The sequence below is a fragment of the Paenibacillus ginsengarvi genome (assembly GCF_003626695.1).
In the GTDB taxonomy this organism is placed as follows: Bacteria; Bacillota; Bacilli; order Paenibacillales; family NBRC-103111; genus Paenibacillus_AB; species Paenibacillus_AB ginsengarvi.
Genome location: NZ_RBAH01000006.1, coordinates 35,852 through 62,597 on the forward strand (window position 1 = coordinate 35,852; position 26,746 = coordinate 62,597).

At 56.9% G+C, this 26,746-nt stretch carries 21 protein-coding genes; 15 read left to right on the forward strand and 6 right to left on the reverse strand.

The features are described from left to right. Positions 1–17: 17 nt before the first annotated feature. Complete coding sequence (locus tag D7M11_RS10020) at positions 18–707, reverse strand: response regulator transcription factor (RefSeq protein WP_420818058.1); 690 nt, start codon at positions 705–707, stop codon at positions 18–20. A 194-nt stretch (positions 708–901) separates the two neighbouring features. Further along, entirely contained in the window at positions 902–1,897 is a 996-nt protein-coding gene (locus D7M11_RS10025) for a LacI family DNA-binding transcriptional regulator (RefSeq protein WP_120747071.1), read from the reverse strand. Between the two features lie 240 nt (positions 1,898–2,137). Here D7M11_RS10025 and D7M11_RS10030 point away from each other — a divergent pair, with 240 nt between their 5' ends. Beyond that, positions 2,138–4,492, forward strand: a complete 2,355-nt coding sequence (locus D7M11_RS10030; protein WP_120747072.1) for a hypothetical protein — start codon at positions 2,138–2,140, stop codon at positions 4,490–4,492. 107 nt (positions 4,493–4,599) lie between these two features. Beyond that, positions 4,600–5,883: an ABC transporter substrate-binding protein gene (locus tag D7M11_RS10035; RefSeq protein WP_158606542.1), complete on the forward strand. Its 1,284-nt coding sequence runs from the start codon at positions 4,600–4,602 to the stop codon at positions 5,881–5,883. Between the two features lie 58 nt (positions 5,884–5,941). Here the strand turns inward: D7M11_RS10035 and D7M11_RS10040 are convergent, their stop codons facing one another. Then, on the reverse strand, positions 5,942–6,901 hold the full coding sequence (locus D7M11_RS10040) for a M15 family metallopeptidase (RefSeq protein WP_240041039.1): 960 nt from the start codon (positions 6,899–6,901) through the stop codon (positions 5,942–5,944). A 141-nt stretch (positions 6,902–7,042) separates the two neighbouring features. Further along, positions 7,043–7,771 (reverse strand): alpha/beta hydrolase, encoded by a 729-nt coding sequence (locus D7M11_RS10045; RefSeq protein ID WP_120747074.1) that lies wholly within the window; start codon positions 7,769–7,771, stop codon positions 7,043–7,045. Between the two features lie 357 nt (positions 7,772–8,128). On the opposite strand from D7M11_RS10045, the gene pdhA reads away from it, so the two are divergent. The 9 genes from pdhA (at position 8,129) to D7M11_RS10090 (ending at position 18,517) form a co-directional block, all read left to right on the forward strand. After that, entirely contained in the window at positions 8,129–9,211 is a 1,083-nt protein-coding gene (gene pdhA, locus D7M11_RS10050; RefSeq protein ID WP_120747075.1) for a pyruvate dehydrogenase (acetyl-transferring) E1 component subunit alpha, read from the forward strand. Between the two features lie 3 nt (positions 9,212–9,214). Continuing rightward, on the forward strand, positions 9,215–10,195 hold the full coding sequence (locus D7M11_RS10055; protein WP_120747076.1) for an alpha-ketoacid dehydrogenase subunit beta: 981 nt from the start codon (positions 9,215–9,217) through the stop codon (positions 10,193–10,195). Between the two features lie 254 nt (positions 10,196–10,449). Beyond that, on the forward strand, positions 10,450–11,757 hold the full coding sequence (locus D7M11_RS10060) for a dihydrolipoamide acetyltransferase family protein (protein ID WP_120747077.1): 1,308 nt from the start codon (positions 10,450–10,452) through the stop codon (positions 11,755–11,757). A 4-nt stretch (positions 11,758–11,761) separates the two neighbouring features. Next, the gene (gene lpdA, locus D7M11_RS10065) at positions 11,762–13,174 is read left to right on the forward strand and encodes a dihydrolipoyl dehydrogenase (RefSeq protein ID WP_120747078.1); all 1,413 of its coding nucleotides are present in this window, start codon (positions 11,762–11,764) and stop codon (positions 13,172–13,174) included. 183 nt (positions 13,175–13,357) lie between these two features. Next, positions 13,358–14,194 (forward strand): sugar phosphate isomerase/epimerase family protein, encoded by an 837-nt coding sequence (locus tag D7M11_RS10070; RefSeq protein ID WP_120747079.1) that lies wholly within the window; start codon positions 13,358–13,360, stop codon positions 14,192–14,194. 7 nt (positions 14,195–14,201) lie between these two features. Then, entirely contained in the window at positions 14,202–15,056 is an 855-nt protein-coding gene (locus D7M11_RS10075) for a sugar phosphate isomerase/epimerase family protein (RefSeq protein WP_158606543.1), read from the forward strand. A 149-nt stretch (positions 15,057–15,205) separates the two neighbouring features. Then, positions 15,206–16,123: a DHH family phosphoesterase gene (locus tag D7M11_RS10080; RefSeq protein WP_120747081.1), complete on the forward strand. Its 918-nt coding sequence runs from the start codon at positions 15,206–15,208 to the stop codon at positions 16,121–16,123. 251 nt (positions 16,124–16,374) lie between these two features. Beyond that, positions 16,375–17,886 (forward strand): 4-hydroxyphenylacetate 3-monooxygenase, oxygenase component, encoded by a 1,512-nt coding sequence (hpaB, locus tag D7M11_RS10085; protein ID WP_120747082.1) that lies wholly within the window; start codon positions 16,375–16,377, stop codon positions 17,884–17,886. Between the two features lie 97 nt (positions 17,887–17,983). Further along, complete coding sequence (locus D7M11_RS10090) at positions 17,984–18,517, forward strand: GNAT family N-acetyltransferase (protein ID WP_120747083.1); 534 nt, start codon at positions 17,984–17,986, stop codon at positions 18,515–18,517. Between the two features lie 96 nt (positions 18,518–18,613). Here the strand turns inward: D7M11_RS10090 and D7M11_RS10095 are convergent, their stop codons facing one another. Further along, the gene (locus D7M11_RS10095; RefSeq protein WP_240041040.1) at positions 18,614–19,771 is read right to left on the reverse strand and encodes a THUMP domain-containing class I SAM-dependent RNA methyltransferase; all 1,158 of its coding nucleotides are present in this window, start codon (positions 19,769–19,771) and stop codon (positions 18,614–18,616) included. Between the two features lie 275 nt (positions 19,772–20,046). Between D7M11_RS10095 and D7M11_RS10100 the strand changes: the two genes are divergently transcribed. Further along, entirely contained in the window at positions 20,047–20,697 is a 651-nt protein-coding gene (locus D7M11_RS10100; RefSeq protein WP_120747084.1) for an O-methyltransferase, read from the forward strand. Positions 20,698–20,702: 5 nt separating this feature from the next. Next, positions 20,703–21,503 carry a polysaccharide deacetylase family protein gene (locus D7M11_RS10105; protein WP_120747085.1) on the forward strand — a complete coding sequence of 267 codons (801 nt, stop codon included), beginning with the start codon at positions 20,703–20,705 and terminating at the stop codon, positions 21,501–21,503. Positions 21,504–21,608: 105 nt separating this feature from the next. Here D7M11_RS10105 and D7M11_RS10110 read toward each other — a convergent pair whose 3' ends face one another. Continuing rightward, positions 21,609–22,820, reverse strand: a complete 1,212-nt coding sequence (locus D7M11_RS10110) for an MFS transporter (protein ID WP_120747086.1) — start codon at positions 22,818–22,820, stop codon at positions 21,609–21,611. 219 nt (positions 22,821–23,039) lie between these two features. Between D7M11_RS10110 and D7M11_RS10115 the strand changes: the two genes are divergently transcribed. Next, on the forward strand, positions 23,040–24,854 hold the full coding sequence (locus D7M11_RS10115) for a PAS domain S-box protein (protein WP_158606544.1): 1,815 nt from the start codon (positions 23,040–23,042) through the stop codon (positions 24,852–24,854). 99 nt (positions 24,855–24,953) lie between these two features. Further along, a complete protein-coding gene (locus tag D7M11_RS10120; RefSeq protein WP_120747288.1) occupies positions 24,954–26,657 on the forward strand; it encodes an ABC transporter ATP-binding protein in 1,704 nt (567 codons plus the stop codon). The last annotated feature ends 89 nt before the right edge of the window (positions 26,658–26,746 follow it).

The following is a 26,746-nucleotide window of genomic DNA, read 5'->3' on the forward strand; positions in this document are numbered from 1 at the left end:
CCGGCTATCTTCCTTCATTACTCGATCGTATAGCCGATTCCCCATACGGTTTTGATATACTCAGGCGAGCTTGGATCTTTCTCGATTTTTTCGCGGATTTTGCGTATGTGTACCATGACCGTATTGTTGGACTCGTAAAACTGCTCGTTCCATACCGCCTCGTAGATCTGCTCCATGCTGAGCACGATTCCCCGGTTGCGGGCCAATACATGTAAAATGGCAAATTCGCGCGGGGTCAGACGCACCTCGACCTGATCGACGAGTACTTTATGTGTCGCGATGTTGATGACGAGCTCGTCAATAACGATTTCGTTTTCGTTTTTCGCGGGCAAGCCGTTAAGCTGGCGATACCGGCGAAGCTGGGATTTGACCCGGGCCAGCATCTCCAGCGGGCTGAACGGCTTGACGACATAATCGTCGGCACCGATGCTGAGGCCGGTAATTTTGTCGATTTCCTGCCCTTTGGCGGACAGCATAATAATCGGCATCTGCTGATCCTCCCGTATTTTCATGCAAGCCTGAATGCCGTCCATACGCGGCATCATCACATCGAGAATAATCAAATCGACATGATGCGTCTTCAGCAGCTCCAGCGCCTGCAAGCCGTCGTTTGCCGTCAGCAGCGTAAACCCTTCGTTTTTCAAATAAATCTCCAGCAATTGCGTAATCTCTTTTTCATCATCTACAAGGAGAATCGTTCCTCCCAACATAGTAAGCCCTCCGCTTCTCCTATACATCGCCAATCCAGTATTATCATACACGGTTGGAAGCTATATCCAAAAATCGTAAGCAAAAAGCAAGCCATCCGCTCTATTACGTAAGAGCGGATGCTTGCTTTAGCACGGGGAATATCCCTGCGCGTCCAGTTATGCTAAGCAATCGGGAATACCATATTGGCAAATCAGCCACCCATATGTGTGGATTGCCGGACGAGCAGTCTACTGTCAAAAAGTCTGCTTGCCACAGGCTCGCCCCGAATTGCCTCGACCATCAAACGTACGGCCGCGACGGACGCCTCGGGGCGGGGATAGTCCAGCACTGTAATCGTCGGCGTCGTTTGCAGCGTCATCAGGACGTTCTCGCAGCCCGCGATCGCGAGCCTGTCCGGAACGGCGATTCCAGACTCCCGGCACGCCGTCAGCATCCCGATCGCCATCAGGTCGGAGGCGGCGACAAACGCCGTATGCTCGCCTAACCGCCCGATCCGGATATAGTCCAGCATGGCGGCCTTGGCTGCCTCAAGCCTCCCGCCTCCGCTAAGGATGTCCGTTTCTCCGAATGGCAGCCCTTCCGCCTTCATCGCCTGGCGAAAAGCGAGCGTGCGAGTCCTATGCGCGTGCGTCTCGCTAAGATTCGCCATCAGCCCGATCCTTAGGTGCCCTTCCGATTTCAGATGCCGAATCGTTTTTTGCAGCGAAGCGGTCCAATCGATATCGACAAACGCCGTAACCGGTCCGGGCTCGACCGGCTTCATGACTGAGATGACGGGAATGCCTGCCTTATGCAGCGTCTCCAGCGTCTCCGGGCGAAGACTTTGACCAAGCAGAAACACCCCGTCGATCCGCCCGGCCATAAAATGCCGCAGCTCCTCCTCGCGCTCGGGATGGTACGTCTGGAAGTTAACGAAATAGCCGAACATTCTGGATTCCATTTCCAGATGATTGAGGATGCCCGCTTCGAATGCATCCCCCAAATAATTGACGAACACAGTTAACTGGTTCGTCTTTTTCGTTTTTAACGTTCTCGCCGCATGGCTTGGCTTGTAATCCAGCTCGCGGATCGCTTCGAGCACCTTTTGCCGGGTAGCGTCGCTGACCCCAGGTTTATTATTCAGAACATAGGAAACGGCCGCTACGGATACTCCGGCCTTGCGTGCGACTTCTTCGCGAGTTGTCATAGGGCCCTCCGGCGCTTATTCATCTTCTTTCAAGCATTGTACAAGAAACCGGACAGCCTTACAATAGCCGGATATTACTCGAGTAAGTGAGAGGCGATTCGTTCGATGGAGCTTGAAGGAGAAAAGCAGGCATCGGGCTGGAAAAAACAGAAGATTTGCGCTTTAACAGGCGAAATGAAATCGGCTATACTTCAAGTGAATCAACAACTTACACGAGTAAGTTAAAAGGAGAGATAAACGATGACAACAAGTGGAACGAAGACGCAGTATCCAAGCTTCAGCGGTATATATCCGCATCTGAGCTGGACGAACGGAACGGAGCGGGCAAGCTCCCCTGAATGCGGTACGGGCGCCGTCGTGGCATGGGCGGGCAAGCTGTGGTATTTGACCTATCCGCCGCATAGCTACCGCGGTAGCCACGACAAGCTGTATAGCCTGGACGAAGAATTGAACGCCTCCGTTCATCCGCTAAGCGTAGGGGGAACCCATGCGAGCCGGATGATTCACGCCGAATCGAAGCAGCTGATTATCGGTCCTTATTTTATCGACGAAGCAGGCACGGTGCGTGTCGTTCCTCCGGGCGATATGCAGGGAAGACTGACTGGAGTGGCCCGGCACTGGAGCGATCCGGCGGAAAAGGTCGTCTTCTACACGATGGAGTCCGGGTTGTATGAGGTGAACGTTCATACGCTCGAGGTTCGCGTCCTGTTCGCCGATCCGAACGGCACGAAGGAGGACATTCGGCTACTGCCCGGCAAGCATGGGAAGGGCGCCTACACGGGGCAAGGCCGGCTTGCTGTGTCCAATAACGGCGAAGGCGGCGTGCTTGCCGAATGGAAAGGCAAGGGCGATCCCGGTAAGCGCAGCAGCTGGACGATCGTCGACGCGAACAAATATACGGAAATTACCGGCCCCGGCGGGCTGTACGGTTCGCCTGACGAATCGTCGCCGCTATGGGCACTTGGCTGGGACGACAAATCCGTTCTGCTGAACGTATGCCAGAGCGGGAGGTGGAGCCGCTTCCGATTGCCGATGGGAAGCTTCACGCACAGCGCCGACGACGGCTGGTTTACGGAATGGCCGCGCATCCGCGACGTGGGGGCGGACCGCTGGCTGATGGATATGTTCGGCATGCTGTACGAGTTTCCGTCTTCGTTCGGTATGGATGATAGGTCCGGCATACGGCCGATCGCGGTGCATCATAAAATGATCGTCGATTTCGAAAGCTGGAACGGCCGTCTCGTGCTCGGCTGCAACGACGCCTCCATGCAGGGGAACGGCTTGCTAGGGCGCTGCCAGTCCAACCTGCTGTTCACGTCGCTGGAGGAGCTGGTACAAATGGGCAAGCCGGCCGGCTGGGGCAGCGTGTGGGCGGAAGAGCCGGTGGAAGCGGAGCAGCCGTCGGAGCCTTTTCTATTCGCCGGGTTCGAACGCCGAGTGCTGCATGTGTCGCATCGCGAGCGGCGGCCGCTTAGCTTCCGAATCGAGATGGATAGGCGCGGAACCGGGGAATGGACGCTGTACGAGCGGCTCAATGTCGGGGCGGACGGCTACGGCTATCTTTTGTTTCCGGCCGATCTGAACGCCGAATGGGTGCGTATTGTTCCCGAAAGCTCGGCTTCGTCCGTATCCGCAGCATTCCGATACAATCCTGCGGAAGGCAACGGTATCGATCCGCACGCGATAAGCGGTTTGGCGGATGCGGGGGAACAAACGGCGCGCAGCGAGGCGATTGTATACGCATCGGGCGATATTGATATGCCGCTGCACGTCGCCGCCGCCCGTCTGGATAAACAAGGCCGCATTACCGCCACAGGCTTCTACGAAGTGACCGGCGACTTGACGTTTCGCGCCAAGCCGGAAGCTGTCGCGGAGCTGAATACCGTGCAGCGGCACGCGCCCGCGAGCGACTTCGAAGTTGATAGGGCGTCGGTTCTGATCGTCGATCCGTCAGGGAACCGGTACAGGCTGCCTAAAGGGCATAGCGATTTCGACCGGCCGTCCGCGTTCGGTGCGAGACGCGGCATCCGGGAGGTTGTTACGGAGAGAAAGCTGATGAACGTTCACGGCTCGTTTTACGAGCTTCCGGACGAACGCTCGGGCGGCTACCGCAAGCTGCAGCCCGTATGTACGCACAACAAACTCATTTACGACTATTGCTCCTGGCGCGGCATGCTTGTGTTGTCCGGCGTGACGGAGGAGGAAGGGCACAGTGCACATACGATCCGCTCCGAGGACGGGACGGTCCAGCTCTGGCTCGGCAATGTCGACGACTTGCGCAAGTTCGGGCATCCAGCCGGGATCGGCGGACCGTGGAACGACTCGGAAGTGATGTCAGGCGTTCCGTCCGACCCTTATTTGATGGCCGGGTACTTGGACAAATCGGTTGAGATTCGTCACCGGTCGCCTGCTCCGGCACAAATCAAAATCGAGGTGGATTATAGCGCCGAAGGAAACTGGGTCTGCTACGATACGGTTACGGTGCAGCCGGGCGAAACATTCCGCCTGGCGTTCCCAGACGGGTATTCGGCTCACTGGGTGCGACTCGTGGCCGATCGGAACATGCGGGCGACTGCTATGTTCACGTACCGGTAAAGGCTTAGCGGCATCGCTTTGCGGCTGCTTCGAATGGATGTTCGAATGCGGCCGCAATGTGCGGCTGGCAAAATCGATACGACATTTATGGGGATGGGGGCGGGAATATGAAAAGGAGCATCTTTTGCATAGCGATGATCATGGCGGTTGCAACCGCTGGATGCGGCAAGGCGGCAAGTTTGCCTGAGGACGGGATGAAGCAGGTAGCGACCCCGGTCGTCGACACGAGACCGGTAACACTGACGGCGGCGATCGACGGAATAAGCGTTGACGAAAGGCTCAAGGAGCTGATCGTTCAGCAGCTGCAGCAGAAGCATCCGAATATTACGCTGCAAATTTATCCGTCTGCGAAAGGAACGACGCTGAACGAGCTGATCGTGGCAGGGCAGACGCCGGATCTCATCTTTACGTTCAACGGCAATTTATTGTCATACCGGGATAGGGACTTGCTTTACGACATGACACCATTGCTGAAAACGCATAATGTGGACATGAGCCGCTACGACGCCAACATTATCGGCGATATTCGTATCGCCTCGGCCAAGGATGAAATGTATGCGTTGCCGTTCAGCCTGAACTTTCACGCCCTGTACTACAACAAGGACCTGTTTGATAAGTTCGGAGTCCCTTATCCGCAGGATGGCATGAACTGGGATCGGACGCTCGATCTGACCAAACGGGTCACGCGAACCGAGGGCGGCGTCCAGTACCGCGGTCTCGATACGGGGAACGGGGTGGTCTGGATCGCCCAGCCGCTGTCGGCGGCCGCCGTGGACCCGATAAAGGAGAAGGCGTCCGTAGTGACGGAAGAATGGAAGACGGTGTTCAATTTGGTCAAGTCGATTTATTCGATTCCAGGCAACGACCGCAAGGGGGATGCGTTCCTGAAAGATAAAACGCTGGCGATGCAGTTACAGCTCAATATGCTGGCCGCTCTCGAAAAACCGACGGCGGAAGGGCTGAATTGGGACATCGCCCAATATCCGAGCTATCCGGAGCGGCCGAATACGTACGGCAACGCGAGCGTGCAGGCGATCGCGATTACGAAATCGAGCGCGTATAAAGATCAGGCGATGCAGGTGATTCGTATGATCGCCTCGGACGAATTCCAGATGATAAGCTCGCGAAAAGGCTGGATGCCTGCGGTGAACAACCCGGACATCCAGAAGTCGTTCGGTGCGGACGTTCCGTATTTGGCCGGGAAAAAGCTGTCCAGCATATTCAAGAGCAAGCCGGTCAAATACCCGGTATCCTCGCAATTTCGCACGAAGGCCGAAAGCATCCTCCAAGCCAACTTCGATTTATTTCTTAACAATGCGCTGGACGTCAATACGTCGCTGGCAAAAGCGGAGGAAGAAATCAACAAGATGATCGCCGAGAGCGGAAAGTAAGCGCTTCACTTTGTTTGGAAAACAGCGAAGCCTTGCGATGCCGCAAGGCTCCTTTGTATCATTTCGAAACGGGGACGGCATTCAGCATATATTCCTCCAGCGTAATCCCTTTGTCCGCGATGTCCTTCGCGATCTTCGTTCCTACAAAACGTAGATGCCACGGCTCATACTGGTATCCCGTCGTCTCTTCTTTGCCTTTCGGATAGCGGATGATAAAGCCGTGCTCGGCCGCGTGCTCTGCGAGCCACTTCGCTTCCTTTGTACCGGCGAAGCAGTCGGAGGCGGCGCATTTGCCGTCGCTTCCCGACACGTCCATCGCCAGCCCCGTCTGGTGCTCGCTGTGGCCGGGAACGGCGCTGTACTTGCGCGCGGCTTCCTCGCCGTCTTTTTTCACATAGTTCTCGAACAACGTCTTTTGCGTTGCCTGGGAGCGGTAGCCGGACACCCCGGCCAGCGAGATCCCGTCCTTCTTCGCCGCCGCGACCAGCTTCTCCAGCGCTCCCGCCGCTTCCTTGCGCATGAGCCGCTTCTCGCTTTTCTCTTTGAAAATGAACGGTATATTCGGCTCGACAAGATCGTCCGGCTTAAAGTTGTCCGGCAGCTTGTACGTCTTGTTGACGAGCACGGCGATATCCGCCGGCTTGGCGACAACCTGCACCGCATCGCCGCTTTTCCCGCCGGTTGCGGAGCCGCCGCCTGCGGTCTTGCCGTCGTTCCCGGCTCCCGGCTTGGTACCGCTCCCGGCTTCGGTTCCTTTACCGGCTGTTTGACCGGATGTACCTGAAGGATCGCCAGGCTTGGCCATGCTTCCCGTATCCGGCGTTTTGCCGGCTGTTTGCCCTTGCGTCTTGTCTCCGTCTTGGACGTCGCCCCCCGGCTTGCCGATCGTCTGTCCCGCCGTATCCGACGGTTTCGTGTTCGCCGGGGCGGCTTCCTCGCCCGCACATGCGGCAAGCCCAAATAAACAGCCCGCCAGCAGCAGGGCGGCGGCCGCTTTATGAAATGGATGATCGATCACGTATTAGTCCTCCCGTGTCTGATGAGATCAGCAGCTACTATATGGACGATGCCGGTCCGCGAAAAGTTACACCCCGCCGCCCGCTTTGTCCGCTCAGCCGGTGAACAGGACGGCCGGGCAACTGCCGCCGCCTCTGCGTCATCAGCCGAAAAACAGCTTCAAGGCGCCCGGCAGTTCTTTTTGCCAAAAGCCCCAAATATGTTTGCCGTCCTTCTCCTCGTACACGATATCCGCTTCCCGCGCTTCGAGCAGCTCCAAGGTCCGCCTGTTCTCCTCGAGAAAGTCAAACGTGCCGCGCGACGTTTCCACAGCCGTCTCCTGAAGCCCGACCAGCATATACAATTGCAGCCAGGACAAGTCGCCTTCGCGGGCGATCCGCTCCCGGGTGGACGGGAAAAATGCTCCCGATAGGGAGAGCACCCGCCGGAACAGCTGCGGATATTCGAGCGCGATATGCAGCGAAACGGTGCCGCCGAGCGAATCGCCGGCGATGACGCGGGACGCGGCGTCTTGTTTGACCGGGTAACGCGCTTCGATGTACGGTACAAGCTCTTCGGCGAAAAACCGGCAGTAGGCGGCGAAGCGTGAACCGTCCGGCGAATAATCTTCGTTGCGTATTTTTTTATCGACGTCGACTCCGACGACGAGAGCCGGCTCCAGCCCTTCATCCAGAATCAGCTTCGTCATCTGTGTGGCAGTGCGTCCGAAGTTGAAAAAATCTTCGCCGTCCTGGCAGTACAGCACCGGATACGTCAGCAGCTCGTTATAGCCGGGCGGCAAATAAATTTTGACGTGGCGGTTTTCGTTCAAAAAAGCGGAAGGAACGTCCTCTTTCATAATCGTTCGCTTCGTATAACGGTTGTCGTCCATTACAACGGTCCCTTTCCGGTTGAATTTGCTTCATTACGTGTACAATAATTATAACAGCGTTGTCCAAGAAAATGAAAAGCTGCGACACCCCTGCGGCCGGAGCGTGTTTGCGCTGTCTGCCTATCGCCTTTCCGGCAGTTTCGCGAAAACCGCTAGCAAAAAGTTTGTGGGATGGTGTAGATTTTTGCTGAACTGTACTATATAATGAATGTGCTCTGTTATATTAGATAATCAGCACCAAGTGAACTGATTCTAAGGAAGACGGTACTTGGTGTTATGAAACAGAGTGGATCATATACTATAACAGTTTTAGCTATACAAGAACAAACAAGCAAAATAACTCAGAGGTGAAAAGCGATGAGCAAGCCATTGTCCGAAGTTCGGATCGACGAAATCAAGCCGTTGTCGGTTCTTTCTCCGAGCGGCGAAGTCGTCAATGCGGACGACGTTCCGAACTTGTCTGACGATCAACTGAAGGAACTCATGCGTCGCATGGTGTTTACCCGCACTTGGGATCAGCGCGCCGTATCACTCAGCCGTCAAGGTCGGCTCGGATTTTTCGCGCCGGTATCCGGCCAGGAAGCGTCCATGATCGGGAGCGGGTTCGCGCTCGACAAAGAAGACTGGGTATGCCCGGGCTATCGCGACATGCCGCAGCTCGTATGGCACGGCCTGCCGCTGTATCAGGCGTTTCTGTACTCCAGAGGCCATCAGCACGGCGGACAAATTCCGGAAGGCGTCAATGTGCTGCTCCCGCAAATCATCATCGGAGCTCAAATTGTACAAGCACCGGGCGTGGCGATGGGACTCAAGCGCCGCGGCAAGAAAAATATCTCGATCGCCTATACCGGCGACGGCGGAAGCTCCCAAGGCGATTTTTACGAGGGAATGAACTTCGCAGGCGCGTTCAAGCTGCCTTGCGTCTTCTTCGTGCAAAACAACGGCTACGCCATCTCGACGCCGCGCGCCAAGCAAACGATGGCCGAAACGATCGCGCAAAAAGCGGTCGCAGCGGGCATCCGCGGCGTACAAGTGGACGGTATGGACGTACTGGCTGTATACAAAGCGGTTTCCGAAGCGCGCGCTTTTGCGCTGGAAGGCGTTCCAACCCTGATCGAAGCGATTACGTACCGGTTCGGCCCGCACTCGATGTCGGGTGACGATCCGTCGAAATACAGAACGAAAGAAGAGTCCGGCGATTGGGAGCTTCGCGACCCGCTGGTCCGCTTCCGCACTTACTTGACCGGCAAAGGCTTGTGGAGCGAGGAAGAAGAAAACAAAGTGATCGAGGAAGCGAAGGAACACGTCAGTGAACAGATCAAGAAAGCCGAAGAAACGGCGAAAATGACCGTTCCGGGCTTGATCGATACGATGTTCGAAACGACTCCGGCGCATATGGAAGAGCAAAAAGCTTGGTTCGCGGGCAAGGGGGGCAAGTAAGTCATGGCACAGCTCACAATGATTCAAGCGATTAACGAAGCGATGAAGGTAGAGCTTCAGCGGGATCCGAACGTCATGATTTTCGGCGAGGACGTCGGTCACGTAGGCGGCGTATTCCGCGCTACGGAAGGACTCCAGAAGGAATTCGGCGAAGAGCGCGTATTCGATACGCCGCTGGCCGAATCCGGCATCGGCGGCTTGGCCGTCGGCCTCAGTACGCAAGGCTTCCGCCCGATTATGGAAGTTCAGTTTATCGGATTTTTGTTCGAGGTTATGGACTCGATCGTGGCGCAAGCCGCTCGTTTGCGCTGGCGCTCCGGCGGGCGTTATAACGCTCCAATGGTTATCCGCACCCCGTTCGGCGGTGGCGTGAAAGCGGCCGAGCTGCATACGGACAGCCTGGAAGGCATGCTCGTGCAGACGCCGGGCATTAAAGTGGTCGTTCCTTCGAACCCGTACGATGCCAAAGGCCTCCTCATCTCGGCGATCCGCGACAACGATCCGGTGTTCTTCATGGAGCATCTGAAGCTGTACCGCGCATTCCGGGCGGAAGTGCCGGAAGGCGAATACACGGTGCCGATCGGCAAGGCGAACGTGGTCCGCGAGGGCAAAGACGTGACGATCCTGACCTACGGCGCGATGGTTCATACGTCGCTCAAGGCAGCCGAAGAAATCGAGAAGTCGCAAGGCGTTTCCGTCGAAGTCATCGACCTGCGCACGCTGATGCCGCTCGATATCGAAACGATCGTCGAATCGATCAAGAAAACGAACCGCGCGATCGTCGTTCAAGAAGCGCAAAAAACGGCCGGTATCGCAGCCGAAGTCATTGCGCAAGTGAACGAAAAGGCGATTCTGCACCTCGAAGCGCCGGTGCTTCGCGTAGCTGCGCCGGATACGGTATATGCCTTCGGACAGATCGAAGACGAATGGCTGCCGACGCCGGCCCGCATTATCGAAGGAATTAATCAAGTACTCAATTTCTAGCTAGGCATGAACGTTCTGGCAGGGGGCAATAACGGATGCGTTGTTTCCGGCATTCCCTGCCGGGAACGTTTTTGCTCATCTTTTACGCAAGAGGAATAAGATTCCGCCGTATCAACGAAAATATAGGGGAATTCCGGAAGTAACGGCGCGGATGTTGCGCCGCTTACGGTTCGAGTTAAGCCCCGGCGGCACGTTATCCGGGCCCCAGAACCCGCGGACGGCCGCGGCGGGGCGATCCGACAGGAGGCATCATTATGGCGATCTGGCAATTCAGACTTCCGGAGCTCGGCGAAGGTCTTCACGAAGGCGAAATCGTGAAATGGCATGTAAAGCCCGGCGATGAAATAAAAGAAGATCAAATTATTATGGACGTGCAAAACGACAAAGCGGTCGTGGAAGTCGCTTCCCCGGTCAGCGGCAAAGTCGTCGAGCTGAAAGTGACGGAAGGCACCGTTTCCCACGTCGGCGATCCACTTGCGGTTATCGACGTTACCGGCGAAATTCCGCCGGAGTCGATTCACCACGGCGAAGCTCCGGCAGCGGAAGCCGCTCCAGCCCCGGCGGCGCCTAGCGCTCCTGCGGCCGCTCCGTCGCAAGAGCAGGCAGCCCCAGCGGCACCAGCCGCAGCAGCGCCTGCGGCAACCGGCGGCGCCGTGCTGGCTACGCCTAGCGTACGCAAGTTCGCCCGCGAGAAGGGCGTCGAGCTGGCGCAAGTGAAAGGCACTGGCCGCAACGGCCAAGTGACGAAGGATGACGTGCTCGCTTTTGCGGCCGGCGGCGGCCAGGCGGCTCCTGCTGCTTCCGCACCGAGCGAAGCGGCGGCGCCTGCGGCCCCTGCTGCGGTTAGCGTAGCCGGCGAACGCGTCGAGGAACGCGTGCCGCTTAAAGGGATGCGCAAGGCGATCGCGAACGCGATGGTTAAATCGGTTTATACGGCTCCTCACGTGACGATCATGGACGAAGTGGACGTCACCGCGCTCGTCGAGCTGCGCCAGAAGGCGAAACCGCTGGCGGAGAAGAAAGGCGTCAAGCTGACGTATTTGCCTTTCATCGTCAAAGCGCTTGTTGCTGCCGTGAAGCAATTCCCGGCGCTTAACGCTTCGATCGACGATGAGAAAAGCGAGATTGTATACAAAAAGTATTATAATATCGGCATTGCCACGGATACGGACAACGGTCTGCTCGTGCCTGTCGTTTTCGATGCCGACCGCAAAAACGTATGGCAGGTCGCCGGCGAAATCCGCGAACTGGCCGCCCGCGGCCGCGAAGGCAAGCTGCAATCCGGCGAGCTGAAGGGCAGCACGATTTCGATCACGAACATCGGCTCGGCGGGAGGCATGTTCTTTACGCCGGTTATCAACTACCCGGAAGTCGCCATTCTCGGCACCGGCCGTATTTCGGAGAAGCCTGTTGTACGTAACGGACAAATCGTCATAGGCAACATGATGGCTCTGTCTCTCAGCTTCGACCACCGTCTGATCGACGGCGCAACGGCACAAAACGCAATGAACTATATCAAATCGCTGCTGGAAGATCCGCAGCTGATGGTTATGGAGGTGTAAGCGCATGGTAGTCGGAACGCTTACTGTTGATGTCGATGTTCTGGTTATCGGTTCCGGCCCGGGAGGTTATGTCGCTGCGATCCGCGCGGCTCAACTGGGCAAATCGGTAGTAGTTGTAGATAAAGCCGAAGTCGGCGGTGTATGCTTGAACCGCGGCTGTATCCCTTCGAAGGCGCTGATTTCCGCGGCTCACCGCTACGAGTCTGCGCTTCAAGGCTCCGAGTACGGCATTAACGTCGACGGCGTAAAGGTTGATTGGGCGAAAGTGCAGGAGTGGAAAAACGGCATCGTCAAAAAACAAAGCGGCGGCGTTGGCTCGCTGCTTAAAGGAAATAAAATCCAATTCGTTTCCGGAGAAGCGTTCTTCGTAAACGAATCGGTCGTCAGCGTAGCGACGGAAAGCGATTCGACGCAGTATAAATTCAACAACTGCATTATCGCTACGGGCTCCCGTCCGATCGAGCTGAAAGCTTTCCCGTTCGGAAAACGTATCTTGTCGTCGACGGAAGCGCTGAACCTGTCGGAAATTCCGCAAAGCCTCGTTGTCATCGGCGGCGGTTATATCGGCATCGAGCTCGGTCAAACGTTCGCCAAGTTCGGCACGAAGGTAACGGTGCTGGAAGGATCGGATTCGATCCTGCCGGGCTTCGAGAAGGACCTGTCCCGTTATGTCGGACGCAGCCTCAAGAAATCCGAGGTTGAAGTCGTAACCGAGGCGCTCGCCAAAGAAGCGAAGCAAACGGACTCCGATGTAACGGTTACGTATACGGTTGGCGGCGAAGAGAAGCAAGTGACCGCCGACTACGTGCTCGTAACGGTAGGACGCCGTCCGAATACAGACGAGCTCGGTTTGCAGGCGATCGGCGTGAAAATGACCGACCGCGGCTTGATCGAGGTCGACAAGCAAGGCCGCACGAGCGTACCGGCGATTTTCGCCATCGGCGACGTTGTTCCGGGTCTGTCGCTCGCGCACAAAGCTTCGTACGAAGCTAAGGTCGCTGCTGAAGCGATCGCGGGCGAGCCTAGCGCGGTCGACTACAAAGCGATCCCGGCGGTTGTTTTCTCCGAGCCGGAAATTGCCAGCGTAGGGCTCAGCGAACCGGAAGCGAAGGACAAAGGCGTGAACGTCTTTACCGGACGGTTCAGCTACGGCGCTAACGGACGCGCGCAGTCGATCGGAGCGAACGAAGGCTTCGTGAAGCTGGTGGGCGACAAGGATACGGGACTTCTGATCGGCGCGCAAGTCGTCGGCGCGGAAGCTTCCAACCTGATCGCAGAGCTTGGCCTTGCGATCGAGATGGGCGCAACGATCGAGGATATTTCGCTGACGATCCATGCGCATCCGACGCTTGGCGAGATCGTGATGGACGCTGCGGAGGGCGCTTTGGGCCATCCGATTCATATGATTGCAAAATAAATTTTACCGTTCAACCCCTGTTTCCTTGCGAAGCGGGGGTTTTCGTTTGCCTAAAAAAGTGTCGCCTACCCGGAATTTGTAGTAGTCGTGGACGATGGATGGTGGTATTATGTTTAAAAGAAACATACTTTGTGTTCGTTTTAAACTATCTGATCCTCAAACTACTTGTATGGAGGCTATAAGATGGATATCGGTATTATTACAGGCTTGAAGCCGGACGGAAAAAGCTTCGAAGCGGTACAGCAGTTCGGTTTGCGCACTTGTCAGCTGGTTAGCTTTAATCCGCAGCACGCCACAAAAGAAATCGCCGAAGCGGTCGTTCGCGAATCGGAGCAAGCCGGGGTTCGCGTGTGCGCGATGTGGGGCGGTTTTACCGGACGGCATGTATGGAATTTTACGGAGGGACCGGTTACGCTCGGCCTCGTTCCAAAGGAACAGCGTGCAGAGCGGGTGGCGGCGCTTAAGCGCTGGGCCGACTTTGCCGTATGGATCGGAGCTCCGGCGGTCATTACGCATTGCGGGTTTATTCCCGAAAATGTAACCGATCCCGAATATGAGCCGATCGTCGAAGCGATTCGCGAAGTGGCTGAATATTGCAAGGAGAAGGGCATCGAGTTCTGGTTCGAAACCGGTCAAGAGACGCCGGTTGTGCTGCTGCGCACGATTGAGCGGGTCGGGACGGGCAATCTGGGCATTAATCTCGATCCGGCCAACTTGATCTTATACGGCAAAGGCAATCCGATCGACGCACTCGATGTGATCGGCCCTTATGTCCGCAACGTTCATGTCAAGGACGGATTTTATCCGACCAATGGAGAAGCGCTCGGGGAACAGGTTGCGGTAGGGAAAGGTAAGGTCGATTTTCCGAAGCTGTTCGAAGGACTTCGCGCTCACGGCTTCCAAGGAGAATGGATTATCGAGCGCGAGGGCCGTGTCGGCGAGGATGAGAAAAACCGCGATATTATCGAAACGATTGACTACTTGAGGCAAAATGTTGACGGACTCCGCAAGGAGGTCTAAGCGATTTATGAAAACGAGCGTATTTTTGTGCAGCTATGAATCGTATTACGAAAAGGGTTTGACCATGCTGGAGTCCGTCGACCTTGCCGTCAAACAAGGCTTCGACGCGATCGAGCCGTATCCGACCAAAGAGCTGGCGACACTGGAAGACGCCAAACGGTTAGCCGAACACGCCGGCAAGCTGGGCATTCCCGTCAGCTGTTTTTCGATGGGCTGCGATATGCTGTCGCCCGATACGGCAACGGCCGTTCAGCGGCTCAAACATTACATCGATATCGCCTCCGAGCTGCGCGCGCCTTATTTCCACCATACACTTGTTCCGCATCTGAAGCCGCTTCGCTTCGGTCAGGCTGATTTTGAAAGCCTTCTGCCGCAAATCGTACCGGCTGTGAGAGAAGTATGCGACTATGCTTCCGAACGCGGCATCATGTGCGTATATGAAGATCAAGGTTTTGTGTTCAATGGGGTAGAGCGGTTCGGGCGTTTTCTTACGGAGCTTGACCGCAAAGATGTTGGCGTCGTGGCGGACCTGGGAAACATTTTGTTTGTCGATGAGACACCGGAGCAGTTCGTAGGACGTTTCTCGAACCGACTCGTTCATGTGCATGTTAAGGATTATTTGCTGAAAAGCGGAGAAGGCGCCTATCCGGGCCCGGCCTGGTATATGACACGGCATGGGAATTTTTTGCGGGACACCGTGTTCGGACACGGCTCGATTTCGTTTGTGCCGATATTTAGAATGCTGCGCGCGATCGGCTATGACGGTTATTTTTCGGCGGAGTATGTCGCGCCGGAGCCGGCGGAGAAGTGGCTGCCTATAAGCATGGACAATCTGAAGCGTTATTACGAGCAGGCACAGTAGGTCTGCGATCAGAGGATAGATGATACGGCGGAATCCATGCGCAACGAAGCTGTTTTGTTTAGCTTAAATTCCGGTAAAGATGCAGGAAAATAGCGTATCCCGTCGAATATGGTAGTTCGTTAGGACTATGCTTAGGAGAGGGACCGTATATGCGCTTAATTACCAGATCGGATTTTGACGGACTTGTATGCGCCATGCTGTTCAAGAAGCTTGGGATGATCGACGAAATGAAGTTCGTGCATCCGAAGGACGTACAGGACGGCTTGATTGAAGTAACCGAAAACGACATACTGGCGAATGTTCCGTACGCACCGGGCTGCGGACTTTGGTTCGACCATCACTCCAGCGAACTGATTCGCGGAGGCGATAGCATCAAGTTTGAAGGAGAAACCCGCATCGCTCCGAGCGCGGCCCGCGTCGTATACGATTATTACGGCGGACGCGACAAGTTTGGTCCGGAGCTGGACGATATTATGGCCGGGGTGGACAAGGCGGACGCTGCGCAGTTCAGCCGGGACGACATTTTGCATCCGGCCGGATGGGATTTGCTCTCGTTTATTATGGACGCCCGTACCGGACTTGGACGTTACCGCGACTACCGGATCAGCAATTACCAGCTGATGGAGGATCTCGTTCACCACTGCGCCGTTCTGCCGGTTGGCGACATTATGCAGCTGCCGGACGTGCAGGAGCGGGTAAAGCGGTATTTCGAGCTGGATGGGCAATACCAGGAGATGCTTGCGGCTCATACGCGGACGGACGGCAATGTGATCGTGACTGATCTTCGCGGCGTGGACCCGATCTTCCCGGGCAACCGGTTTATGATCTACGCCCTGTATCCGGAGCAGAATATTTCGATCTGGATCGTGGACGGCAAAAACAAGCAAAACTGCGTCTTCGCCTGCGGCCACAGCATCGTGAATCGCGGCTGCAAAACCGATATCGGCGCTCTCATGCTCTCCTACGGCGGCGGAGGCCATGTAGCGGCTGGAACGTGCCAGGTGGCGTACGAGTCGGCTGATGAGGTGCTGGCGCAGCTTGTAGCGACTATGAATTCGAACGGGTAAAAGGCGGCGGAAAGCTTCTGTCCGCCGAAAGCGATTGTCCGCGTGCGGCAGTTCGGCGCTCGGCCTTTCGCAACTTCATAATAAGGCGGTTCGTCAGGCTCCTGAGCCCGGCGGATCGCCTTTCTTTTTTTGGTAGGTTACCTGCCAGCTCGCTGTATTCGTCAGCCGCTGCATAAATCGGCACCTATCCCTCTAACAACCTTCACCGCCCCGCGTATGATATAGGAGCAGTTGCCGGAAGGAGGTTCATTATGCCCATCAAAAACGGGGAGCAGTATATCGCCGGGATCGACAAAGGCGGGGCGCAAGTATGGGTGGACGGGAACCGGGTAACCGGGGCGATTTCCGAGCATTCCGCCTTTCGCGGCGTCGTTTCGACTCAGGCGGAGCTGTACGATATGCAAGGCGCAGACGAATACTTGAGCCGGATGACTTATGAATCGCCGACTTCCGGGGATGTTGTCGGCTTATCGTTTCTGCGGCCGCAATCGAAGCGCGATTTGAGAAGGCGCAGAGAGATGATGACGCTGTGGGCCGGACGGCATCACGGTTTTCTTGGCCGTGCCCCGGATTATATGAACACAGTCGTCATGGCGTTCGGAGCCGCCTGGAAGCTGCTCGCGGAAAGCAATCCGATGTACGGCGACAATATGCGCCGCTATTACGAGCATTGCCGGGAGAACGACATCACGCTGTCGCATGCCTTCATCGTTCCCCATGCCGGCCGGATGTCGTCGTTTCTGAAGACGCTGGAGCAGCCGGACGCGCCGCGCGTCGAGGAGACGAACAAGGACGGCATTGTCGTCAGCGGCGCTTTTTTGCTCGCGACCCAGGCGGCTACGGCCGACGAAATTCTCATCTTTCCCGCGCCGCTCCCCTCGGCCCAGGAGGTGAACCCGCATGCTTTCGCTTTTGCCGTGCCGAGCGGTTTGCCGGGTATCCGTTACATTTGCCGGGAAAGCTTCGCCGCAGGAACGTCCGAGTTCGATTACCCGCTCAGCTCGCGCTATGAGGAGATGGATACGCTCGTCGTGTTCGACCGGGTTCTCGTCCCCCACGACCGGGTCTTTCTGTGCGGCGACGAGGACATGGCATACCGGTTTACGGAAGAAAGCCGCTTCCATACGCATGCGACGCATCAGGTATTGTGCCGCAATATCGCCAAGACGGAGTTCATGCTCGGTGTAATCGAGGGGATCATCAAGCTGCTCGGACTGCGCACGTACACGCAGGTCGTCGAAAAGGCGGCGGAAGCGATAGCGGGACTGGAGACGCTGAAGGCGCTGCTTGTCGCTTCCGAAGCCGGAGCGCGCAAGGACCGGTGGGGAACGATGCTGCCGAGCCCCGGCCCGCTGTACACGGCGAATTATTTGTACCCGAAAATGTACCCGCGCCTCGTCGAAATCGTGCAGTTGCTCGGCGCGAGCGGGATCGTGGTGATCCCGTCGGAGGCGGACTTTCATTCGGACATCGGGGGCGATTTGCACCGTTACTTGAAAGGGATCGAAACCGACGCGAAAAGCCGGGTCGGCTTGTTCCGGCTCGCTTGGGATTTAAGCGCCAGCTCCTTCGCGGGACGGCAGACGCTGTACGAACGGTTTTTCTTCGGGGATTCGGTGAAGGTTGCGTCCCGGCTTTACAGCGGCTACACGGACAAAGAGAAGTTCGCGAAGAAGGTGGCGAAGCTCGTGCCGGGCTTGGGCCGGGAGAACGCATCGTCTCGGGTAAGGAGAAGCGGCGGGAAGACGGACGATTGCATGTAATTCGGCGTTCCTTTGCCTGCGGCCGGACGCCGGTTATTGCGCGGCAGCGCTCCCTTGTGCTAGACTGGTTGAAATTTAGATTCAAGGGGAGCGCATCATGAGCAGCGCCGAAAAGGTTCGATTAGTACGTCCGTCGGCCGAATACCGCGAGCCGTATATCGCGTTTTACAAGGAATGGATCGACAGCGGGGAGCCGATGGTTCCCTGGGTGATCCGGAAAGACCCGTCCGATTTCGACGCCATGCTCGACTTTCTGTATTCGCAGGACAGCGAAGAGAAACTGATCGATTCGTTGTGGGTTCCCCATTCGACTTATTGGCTGATCGACGGGCAGGAAAATGTCATAGGCGCCGTTAATATCCGTCATCGGTTGAACGAAAAGCTGCTGCTAAGCGGAGGGCATATCGGCTACGGTATCCGTCCGTCGGCGCGGCGCAAAGGGTACGCGACCGTCCAGCTGGAGCTGGCGCTGCGCAAGGCGCGTGAGCTCGGAATCGGCAGCGTGCTGGTCGTATGCGATCGAAACCATATCGGCTCCGAGAAAACGATCCGCAATAACGGCGGCCGGTTTGACTCGGAAGTGACGGAGGAAGACGGCTCTATCGTCAAACGGTTCTGGATCGACCCGTAACGCCAAACAACCGCACCTCCCTTTGCCGGATCGGATTCCGGGCGGGCTGTGCGGTTGTTTCGTCTTTTGGCTTTGGTTTCGGGTTTGTGGTGTTATTTACGGCTGACGGGGAGGAAGCGGTCCATGATACATGAACAGATTGCATTCGATCCGGCCGTTGAACAGCTTTCGTTTTTTGGTCGCGTCCTTGCCGATGTAATGCTCGAACTGTTTGTTCGGACTAAGCGCGAACAGCGACCATGTGGACAACTGCCCGAACACCGACCCTAACTGCCGGATCGCCTTCTCGACCTCGTCCTTCGTGCCGATCCGTTCGCCATAGGGCGGGTTCGTGATGATGCAGCCGTACTCGCTCTCGGGCCACAGCTTGGACACCGGAGATTTATAAAACTTCAGCTCCCCGGCCAGTCCGGCTTTTTTGGCGTTCGCTTCCGCCACCTCGATCGCAGCCGGATCAATGTCCGCGCCAACGATATCGAGCGGCTCGTCGTCGCGCAGCAGGTCGAACGCTTCTTCCCGCGCCTGCTCCCACATCGCGGCGTCCAGAGAGGGCCACGCTTCGGCGGAAAATTCACGGCGCAGTCCGGGCGCGATATTCCAGCCGATCATAGCGGCTTCGATCGGAATCGTCCCCGAGCCGCAGAACGGATCGTTCAGCGGGCGGCCCGGCCGCCAGCGGCTGAGCAGCACCATCGCCGCGGCCATCGTTTCCTTCAGCGGCGCCTCGGTAATCAGCTTGCGGTAGCCCCGCTTGTGCAGGCTCGGGCCGGTCGTATCGATCGTCAAGGTCGCGATATCGTCCAGCAGCGCCACCTCGATGACATAGCGGGGACCGTCCTCCGGAAACCACTCCGTGCCGTAACGCATTTTCATCTTCTCCACGACCGCCTTCTTGACGATGCCTTGGCAGGCCGGGACGCTGGACAGCTGCGATTTGTGCGAGCGGCCCTCAACCGGAAATTCGGCGTCGCCCGGCAGCAGGTCCGGCCACGGCAGCGCCTTCGTTCCTTCGAACAGCTCGTCGAACGTTTTGGCCGGAAACTCGCCGAGCTTCAGCAGCACGCGATCCGCCGTTCGCAGCCACAGATTGGCTCGGGCTATGGCCGACGGAGGCGCCCGGAACGTCACCTTTCCATTCTCCACCATCACGTCGTCGTAGCCGAGGTCGCGCACCTCGCGGGCGACCAGCGCTTCCAGACCCATCGGGGCGGTTGCAATCAACTGCACATTCTCCACTTTGTAAATCCACTCCATCTCGGTATAAGTTGCTTCATTCGCTTAGGGCCGTCCTACTCCATGCTCGCGCTTTCGGGACGTTTTCCTGGCGAGGAATTTGTTGTGCTGGACCGCGCAAAAACTTACAATTAGGATGTTTAGCGAAATAACCAGTCGCTTTTTCTGCACTTGCTAGATTTTGTCGTGGGGCTTCCAGAAAAAGAAGGGGATTTTATTTCGTTAAGCATCCTTAGTATAGGACAAACGCCGATAGGACACAAACGCCCAGCGCGGGAGAGGAACGGAGGAGTCAGATGGAAGACCGGTATTTCCAAACGGCGGATCGGTATGTGGAATCGTTGTACGAAACGGACAAAACCCTGGAGCGCGTAGAGGAATCGATCCGGCAGCACGGCATGCCCGAGATCAGCGTAGCGCCCGGATACGGCAGATTGCTTACGATGCTGGTGCGGCTGGCGGGGGCGCAGCGGGTGCTGGAGATCGGCGCGCTTGGCGGGTACAGCGGCATTTGCCTTGCCAGGGGGCTCGGTGCGGAAGGCAAGCTTGTTTCGCTGGAGCTGAAGGAGGAATTCGCCGCGGTTGCCCGCGCGAACATGGAGCAGGCCGGATTCGGCTCTGCGGTCGAATACCGCATCGGCGAAGCGCTGACAAGCCTGGAGAAGCTTGAGAGCGAAGGCGCAAAGTTCGATTTCTTCTTTATCGATGCCGACAAAGGCAATTATCTCAACTATTTGGACTATGCGATCAAGCTGGCTAATCCGGGCGCGCTCATACTCGGCGACAACGCCCTGCTGCACGGTAAGACGATGGACCCGGAAGCGAAAGGCAGCTCGCCCGCGATTTTGCGCGAGTTTAATAAGCGGATCGCCACCGACCCGCGTTTGGAAAGTACGATATTGCCCGCATACGACGGTTTGTGTATCGCGCGCGTCAAAGGAGTGTGAGCGGAATGCGGATTCGGTACGATAGGTTTCCCGGCGGCAAAAACAAAGCGCTAACGTTAAGCTTCGACGACGGCAGGGAATATGACAGAAGGCTCGTCTCAATGTTTAACGAGTACGGCCTGAAGGGCACGTTTCATCTCAATTCCGGTTTTTTTGGCAAGGACAAGTATGTGGAACGCTCGGAGATCGCCACGCTTTACAAAGGACACGAAATTTCGGCCCATACGGTCGATCATCCGTTTCTCGAAATGTCGCCTTCGGATCAGGTGGTGCGCGAGCTGATGGAGGACCGGGAAGCGCTGGAGGAGCTGGCCGGTTATCCGGTGCGGGGGATGAGCTATCCGTTCGGCACCTGGAACGAACGGGTCGTAGGGCTGCTGCCCGCGGCAGGCATCGAGTACGCGCGTACGACGAAAAGCCACGGCACGTACGATATGCCGGACAACTTCCTGTTGTGGAACCCCACCTGTCATCATAAGCAGATGGTCGAGCACGCCCGGCAGTTTATCGACCACAATCCGCGGCATACGCGGATGCGCCTGCTTTACGTATGGGGCCACAGCTACGAGTTCGAGAACGACGGCAACTGGGAGCTGGTCGAGCGCTTCGGCGAGGCGATCGGCGGCCGCGACGATATTTGGTACGCGACCAATGCGGAGATCGCCGCCTACGTCCGCGCCCTGAATCAGCTTCGCTTCTCCGTCTCGTGCCGGCTCATCCACAACCCGTCGGCCACTCCGGTATGGGTCAGCGCCGAAAACGATGCCGTCGAAATTCCGGGCGGTGCAACGGTTAGCCTGGCCTGACGCGCGAGTGCTGCTTGTCACATCATTCATTACGATAACGAAAACGCCTATCGTCGCAATTCCGGACGGTAGGCGTTTTTCGGTTCAATGCTGCTTTCTTGTTGCTTAGGAGCCCTGACCGGCTACAGGGCTGCGGCGTATGAGCGTTTTGCGCACCCAGACGGCGTTTGCGATCAGCATAACCGTCGCGATCAGGAAAATGCCCCGGATCGTAATGAGGCCGGATAAGGCGCCGCCCACGACCGGGCCGATCATATTGCCGAGGGCGAGAAAGCTGCTGTTGAAGCTGTACGACCGGCTTTCCATGCCGTCCGGCGTATATTTGCGGATCAGCGCGTTAACAGACGGAAGCAAACCGCCCATAAACATGCCAAGCATGAAACGCGCCGCAAACAACTGCCACACGTTCTGCACGAGCGCCTGCGGAATGAACATGACGGCCGCTCCGATCAGCGACAGGCCGAGCACCTTTTCCTGACCGATCCGATCCCCCAGGCGGCCGAGCAGCGGCGAAGCGATCATGTTCGAGAAGCCGGTAATCGAGCCGACGAGACCGGCGAAAAACGCCAGCATTTGACCTTCTCCGTGCAGATGCTGAACGAACAGCGGAATAAGCGGCATCGAGCTGAGCATCGAGAACTGGATCAGAAACGTAACGGTAAACAGCGACGTCAGCTGCGGAATTTTGCCGAGCTCCTTCAGACCGGCCACGACCGATACGTTCGGAAGCTTCGCTGCCTTACTCGCGTCGAACTTCTCCTTGACGACAATCATTGCCAGCATCGAGGCGAAAAACAGCAGCGTGCCGGTTATGTAAAAGATCGGCCGAAAGCCGACCCATTCCGCAAGCAGCCCGCCGATAAAAGGACCGAGAATGCTGCCGGCCGTTCCGCCAGATTGCAGCGTGCCCATCGAGAAGCCTATTTTTTCGCGCGGCGTGGTCGTCGACATGAGCGCCACGGCGGCGGGCACGAAGCCGGATATGGTGCCGTTCAGCATGCGCAGCAGGAACAGATGCCAGACGTTGCCGGCAAAGCCCATCAGCACCATGACGAGCGCCATACCGAAGCCGGAGCGGAGCAGCATGACTTTCCGGCCGTGCCGGTCGGCCAGCTTTCCCCATATGGGCTGAAAAATAAAAGAGGTTACGAAGTTTCCGGCAAACACGATGCCGGACCAAAAGGCGACTTTTCCCGGGTCGGTAATGCCGAGCTGCTGAATATAAAGAGGGAGGAACGGAATAATCATCGTCATGCCCGCCATGACCAGAAAATTGCCGAACCAGAGCACGATCAAATTAAGCTTCCAATTATTCAGGGCGATTCACTCCTTGCCGTTATCCGATGCTGGTACACATTTCTTGCGGGGTTCCTGCGCCATGTTCATTATAGCATGTCCCGCTGCGCGACACAGTCTCGGATGCTGTCTGCTAGTTCCGCCGCAAATGTTGCTAAAATAGTCACAAAGTCCTATGATATGGAGGTGACAAATAGTGCCAACGGTCTGGCGGGTTATTTTGGGGGAGAGGAGTCGCTTATGGCCAGAAAAAAACATGATCGGGAGGCAGCGGATGCGTTTGTTGTTAGCGCATTCAGACATGCTCCTATCGGAATGGCGCTCGTAGAAGTAAGCGGCCGTTTTCGTCAAGTCAACGAAAAATTTGCCGGTCTTGTCGGTTATGACGAGAAAGAGCTGCTCGGCATGAACTTTATCGACATTACACATCCGGACGATTTATATAAAGACATTATCCATGCGGACCTGGCGCTCGCGGGCAAGCAGGATTCGTACCGCATGAAGAAGCGGTACATTCACAAGCGGGGTTATTATGTCCGGGTATTGCTGAGCTGTTCGATCGTACGCGACTCGCAGCGCAATCCGCTGTATTTTGTCGCCTACGTCCAGCGGCTCGCCGCCTGTATCGATCCGGGAGAGCGGAAGCCAAGCAGGCGCAAGGAGCTGCAAAGACTGGTTACGGAACAATCGCAAAACCTGATCATAAGCTGCTCGTCGGATTTGTCGATCCGCAGCGTTTCCTCGGAAATTATGACGGTGCTCGGCTATGGGGCCGAGGAAGTGATCGGCTGGAAGCTTGACGATCTGCTTCATCCCGAAGACGCCTCGCAGCTGCAGGGGATACAGGAGGGTTCGATGACGTGCACGAACCGGTATTTGCATAAGGATCACAAGTACGTCTGGTTCGAGAGCACGTACCGGTTCGTCCGGGAATCGCCCAGAACGCCCGGGTTTGTCCTCGCATACGGCCGCGATATTACGGAACGGAAGCAGGCGGAGGAACTGCTCGAGCTGCAGATGGAGCAGTACCGGCAGCTGGTTGAAAATTCGCCGGATGCGGTGCTTATTCTGGCGAAGCAGAAAGGGCTGTATATTAACAAAATGGGGATCAGGCTGCTCGGGGGAGACACCGAGGAGGACAGACGGACGATTCTTGGCGACCCGTACCGGTTCGCGCCGATTCCCGACCAGAAGCAGGACGGCGCTCTGCTGAGGCGCGAAGCGGACGGGGACGAGGAGAAGTTTTACGAATTGAAGCTTGTTCGGCTGGACGGTCAAACGATCGAGGCCGAAGCGCGTTCGGTGCCTACGCTGTTTCAGAACGAACCGGCCGTTTATACGATTATCCGCGATATGACGGAACGCAAAAAAACGATGGAGCTGCTGCATCATTCCGAGAAGCTGTCCGCGGCCGGACAGCTTGCCGCCGGCATCGCCCACGAAATTCGCAATCCGCTGACGGCCATTCGCGGCTTTCACCAGCTTATGCAGACGAACGGGCTGAAGAAGGAATATTTCGACATTATGGCGGCGGAAATGGACCGCATCGAGATGATTTTGACCGAGCTGCTTGTGCTCGCCAAGCCGCAGGAAGTGAAGATCAAGCAGGCCGACATCGTCTCGCTGCTCGTGCAAGTAACGGCGCTGCTGGAATCGCAGGCGATCATGACAGGCTGCCGTCTGTGCATCGACAGCGAACAGCCGTCGCTCTTTTTCCGCTGTGATGAAAATCAGATCAAGCAGGTGTTCATCAATCTGATCAAAAATGCGATCGAAGCGATGCCGGACGGCGGGGACGTGACGATTCGCCTCAAGGCGGAGGCGGACAAGCTAATCATCCGGGTATCCGACGAAGGGCAGGGCATCGACGAACAGCTGCTGCGCCGCGTCGGCCAGCCGTTTTATACGACGAAGCAGGACGGTACCGGACTCGGCCTCATGATTACGAATAAAATTATCGAGAACCACGGCGGGACGATGAGCATCGAGAGCGCGGTCGGAGCGGGCACTACGTTTACGATCGTTTTTCCCGGCCGGTTTCAGGACGATATCTAGGAACAATCGGATACAATCGTCTTTCCCCTTGTCCATCATGCTGCAAACCTCTATAATTAGCAGCGCAGATAAGGCCGATAGGAGTACACACCCATGAAGATGATTCGCCGTTTTTTCACGTATTACAGACCGCATAAACGGTTGTTCATGCTCGATTTCGGCAGCGCCTGCGTCGTGGCCGTGCTGGAGCTCGCTTTTCCGCTCGCGGTGCAATGGTTTGTCGACTCGCTGCTGCCCGAAGGCGAATGGAGAACGATCGTGCTGGCCGGAAGCGGGCTGTTCGCCTTGTATGTGGTCAGCACCGGCTTGCAGTTTATCGTCAACTACTGGGGGCATAAGCTCGGGATCAATATCGAAACGGACATGCGCCGGCAGCTGTTCCAGCACGTGCAGAGGCTGCCGTTCCGCTTTTTCGACAATACGAAAACCGGCTATCTGATGTCGAGGATGACGAACGACTTGTTCGATATCGGCGAGATGGCGCATCACGGGCCCGAAGACTTGTTTATCGCCTGTATGACGTTCGTCGCCTCGTTCGCGATCATGCTGTCGATCAATACGCCGCTGGCGCTAATTACGTTCGTCGCCGTTCCGGTGCTCATCTGGCTCGTCAGCGCCTGCAACAAGCTGCTCCATCAGGCGGCCGGGCGCATGTATGCGGAGATCGGCGAGGTCAATGCGCGCGTGGAGGACAGCATGTCCGGCATTCGCGTCGTCCAGTCGTTCACGAACGAAACGTACGAGATGAACAAATTCGCCCGCGACAACGAAAACTTCCGCAAGGCGAAGCTGCGCTCGTACTGGATTATTTCGTTCAGCTCGTCGGGCATCTACTTTTTGACGCGCGTATTTGCACTGCTCGTGCTTATGTTCGGCGCGTGGTTCAGCTTCCGCGGCCAGCTTACGTACGGCGAGCTGATCGGTTTCCTGCTGTACGTCAACCTGTTCTTCAAGCCGATCGAGAAAATCAACGCCCTGCTCGAAATGTATCCGAAAGGAATGGCCGGGTTCAAGCGGTTCACCGAGCTGCTCGATACGACAAGCGATGTGACCGACGCGCCGGGCGCGATCGACGCGGGCGTGCTGAAGGGTGACATCGTATTCCGCGACGTGACGTTCGGCTACGAAGGCCATGCGAAGGTGCTGCAGCATATCGATCTTCGCGTGCGCGCCGGGGAGACGGTCGCCTTCGTCGGGCCGTCCGGGGCAGGCAAGACGACGCTGTGCAGCCTCATCCCGCGGTTTTACGAGGTGGACGGGGGAGCGATCGAGATCGACGGCACCGATATTCGCGCCATGACGCTCCATTCGCTGCGGGGCAATATCGGCATTGTGCAGCAGGATGTGTTCCTGTTCACCGGCACGATCCGCGAGAACATCGCCTACGGCAAACTGGACGCTACAGATGCGGAAATACGCGAAGCCGCCCGGCGCGCGCATCTTGAGTCGTTTATCGAGACGCAGCCGGACGGATACGAGACGCAAATCGGCGAGAGAGGCATCAAGCTGTCCGGCGGACAGAAGCAGCGTCTCGCAATCGCCCGCATGTTTTTGAAAAATCCGCCGATTCTCATTCTCGACGAAGCGACCTCCGCGCTCGACACGGAGACGGAAGCGCTCATCCAGCAGTCGCTCGAGGAGCTCGCCGAAAATCGGACGACGCTCGTCATCGCTCACCGGCTGGCGACGATCCGCCATGCCGACCGGATCGTGGTCGTCACCGAGGACGGCATCGCCGAGCAAGGCCGGTACGAAGAACTGGTGGCGCTCGGTGGCATGTTCGCCGGCTTGCATCGCGCGTAGCCGCCCAGACTGCCTTGGCTGTTTATCGTTGGATTCGTTTGGCGCCGCCGCCTTTGCTTCGTTCGAAGGCAGGCGGCGTTATTTGCGGT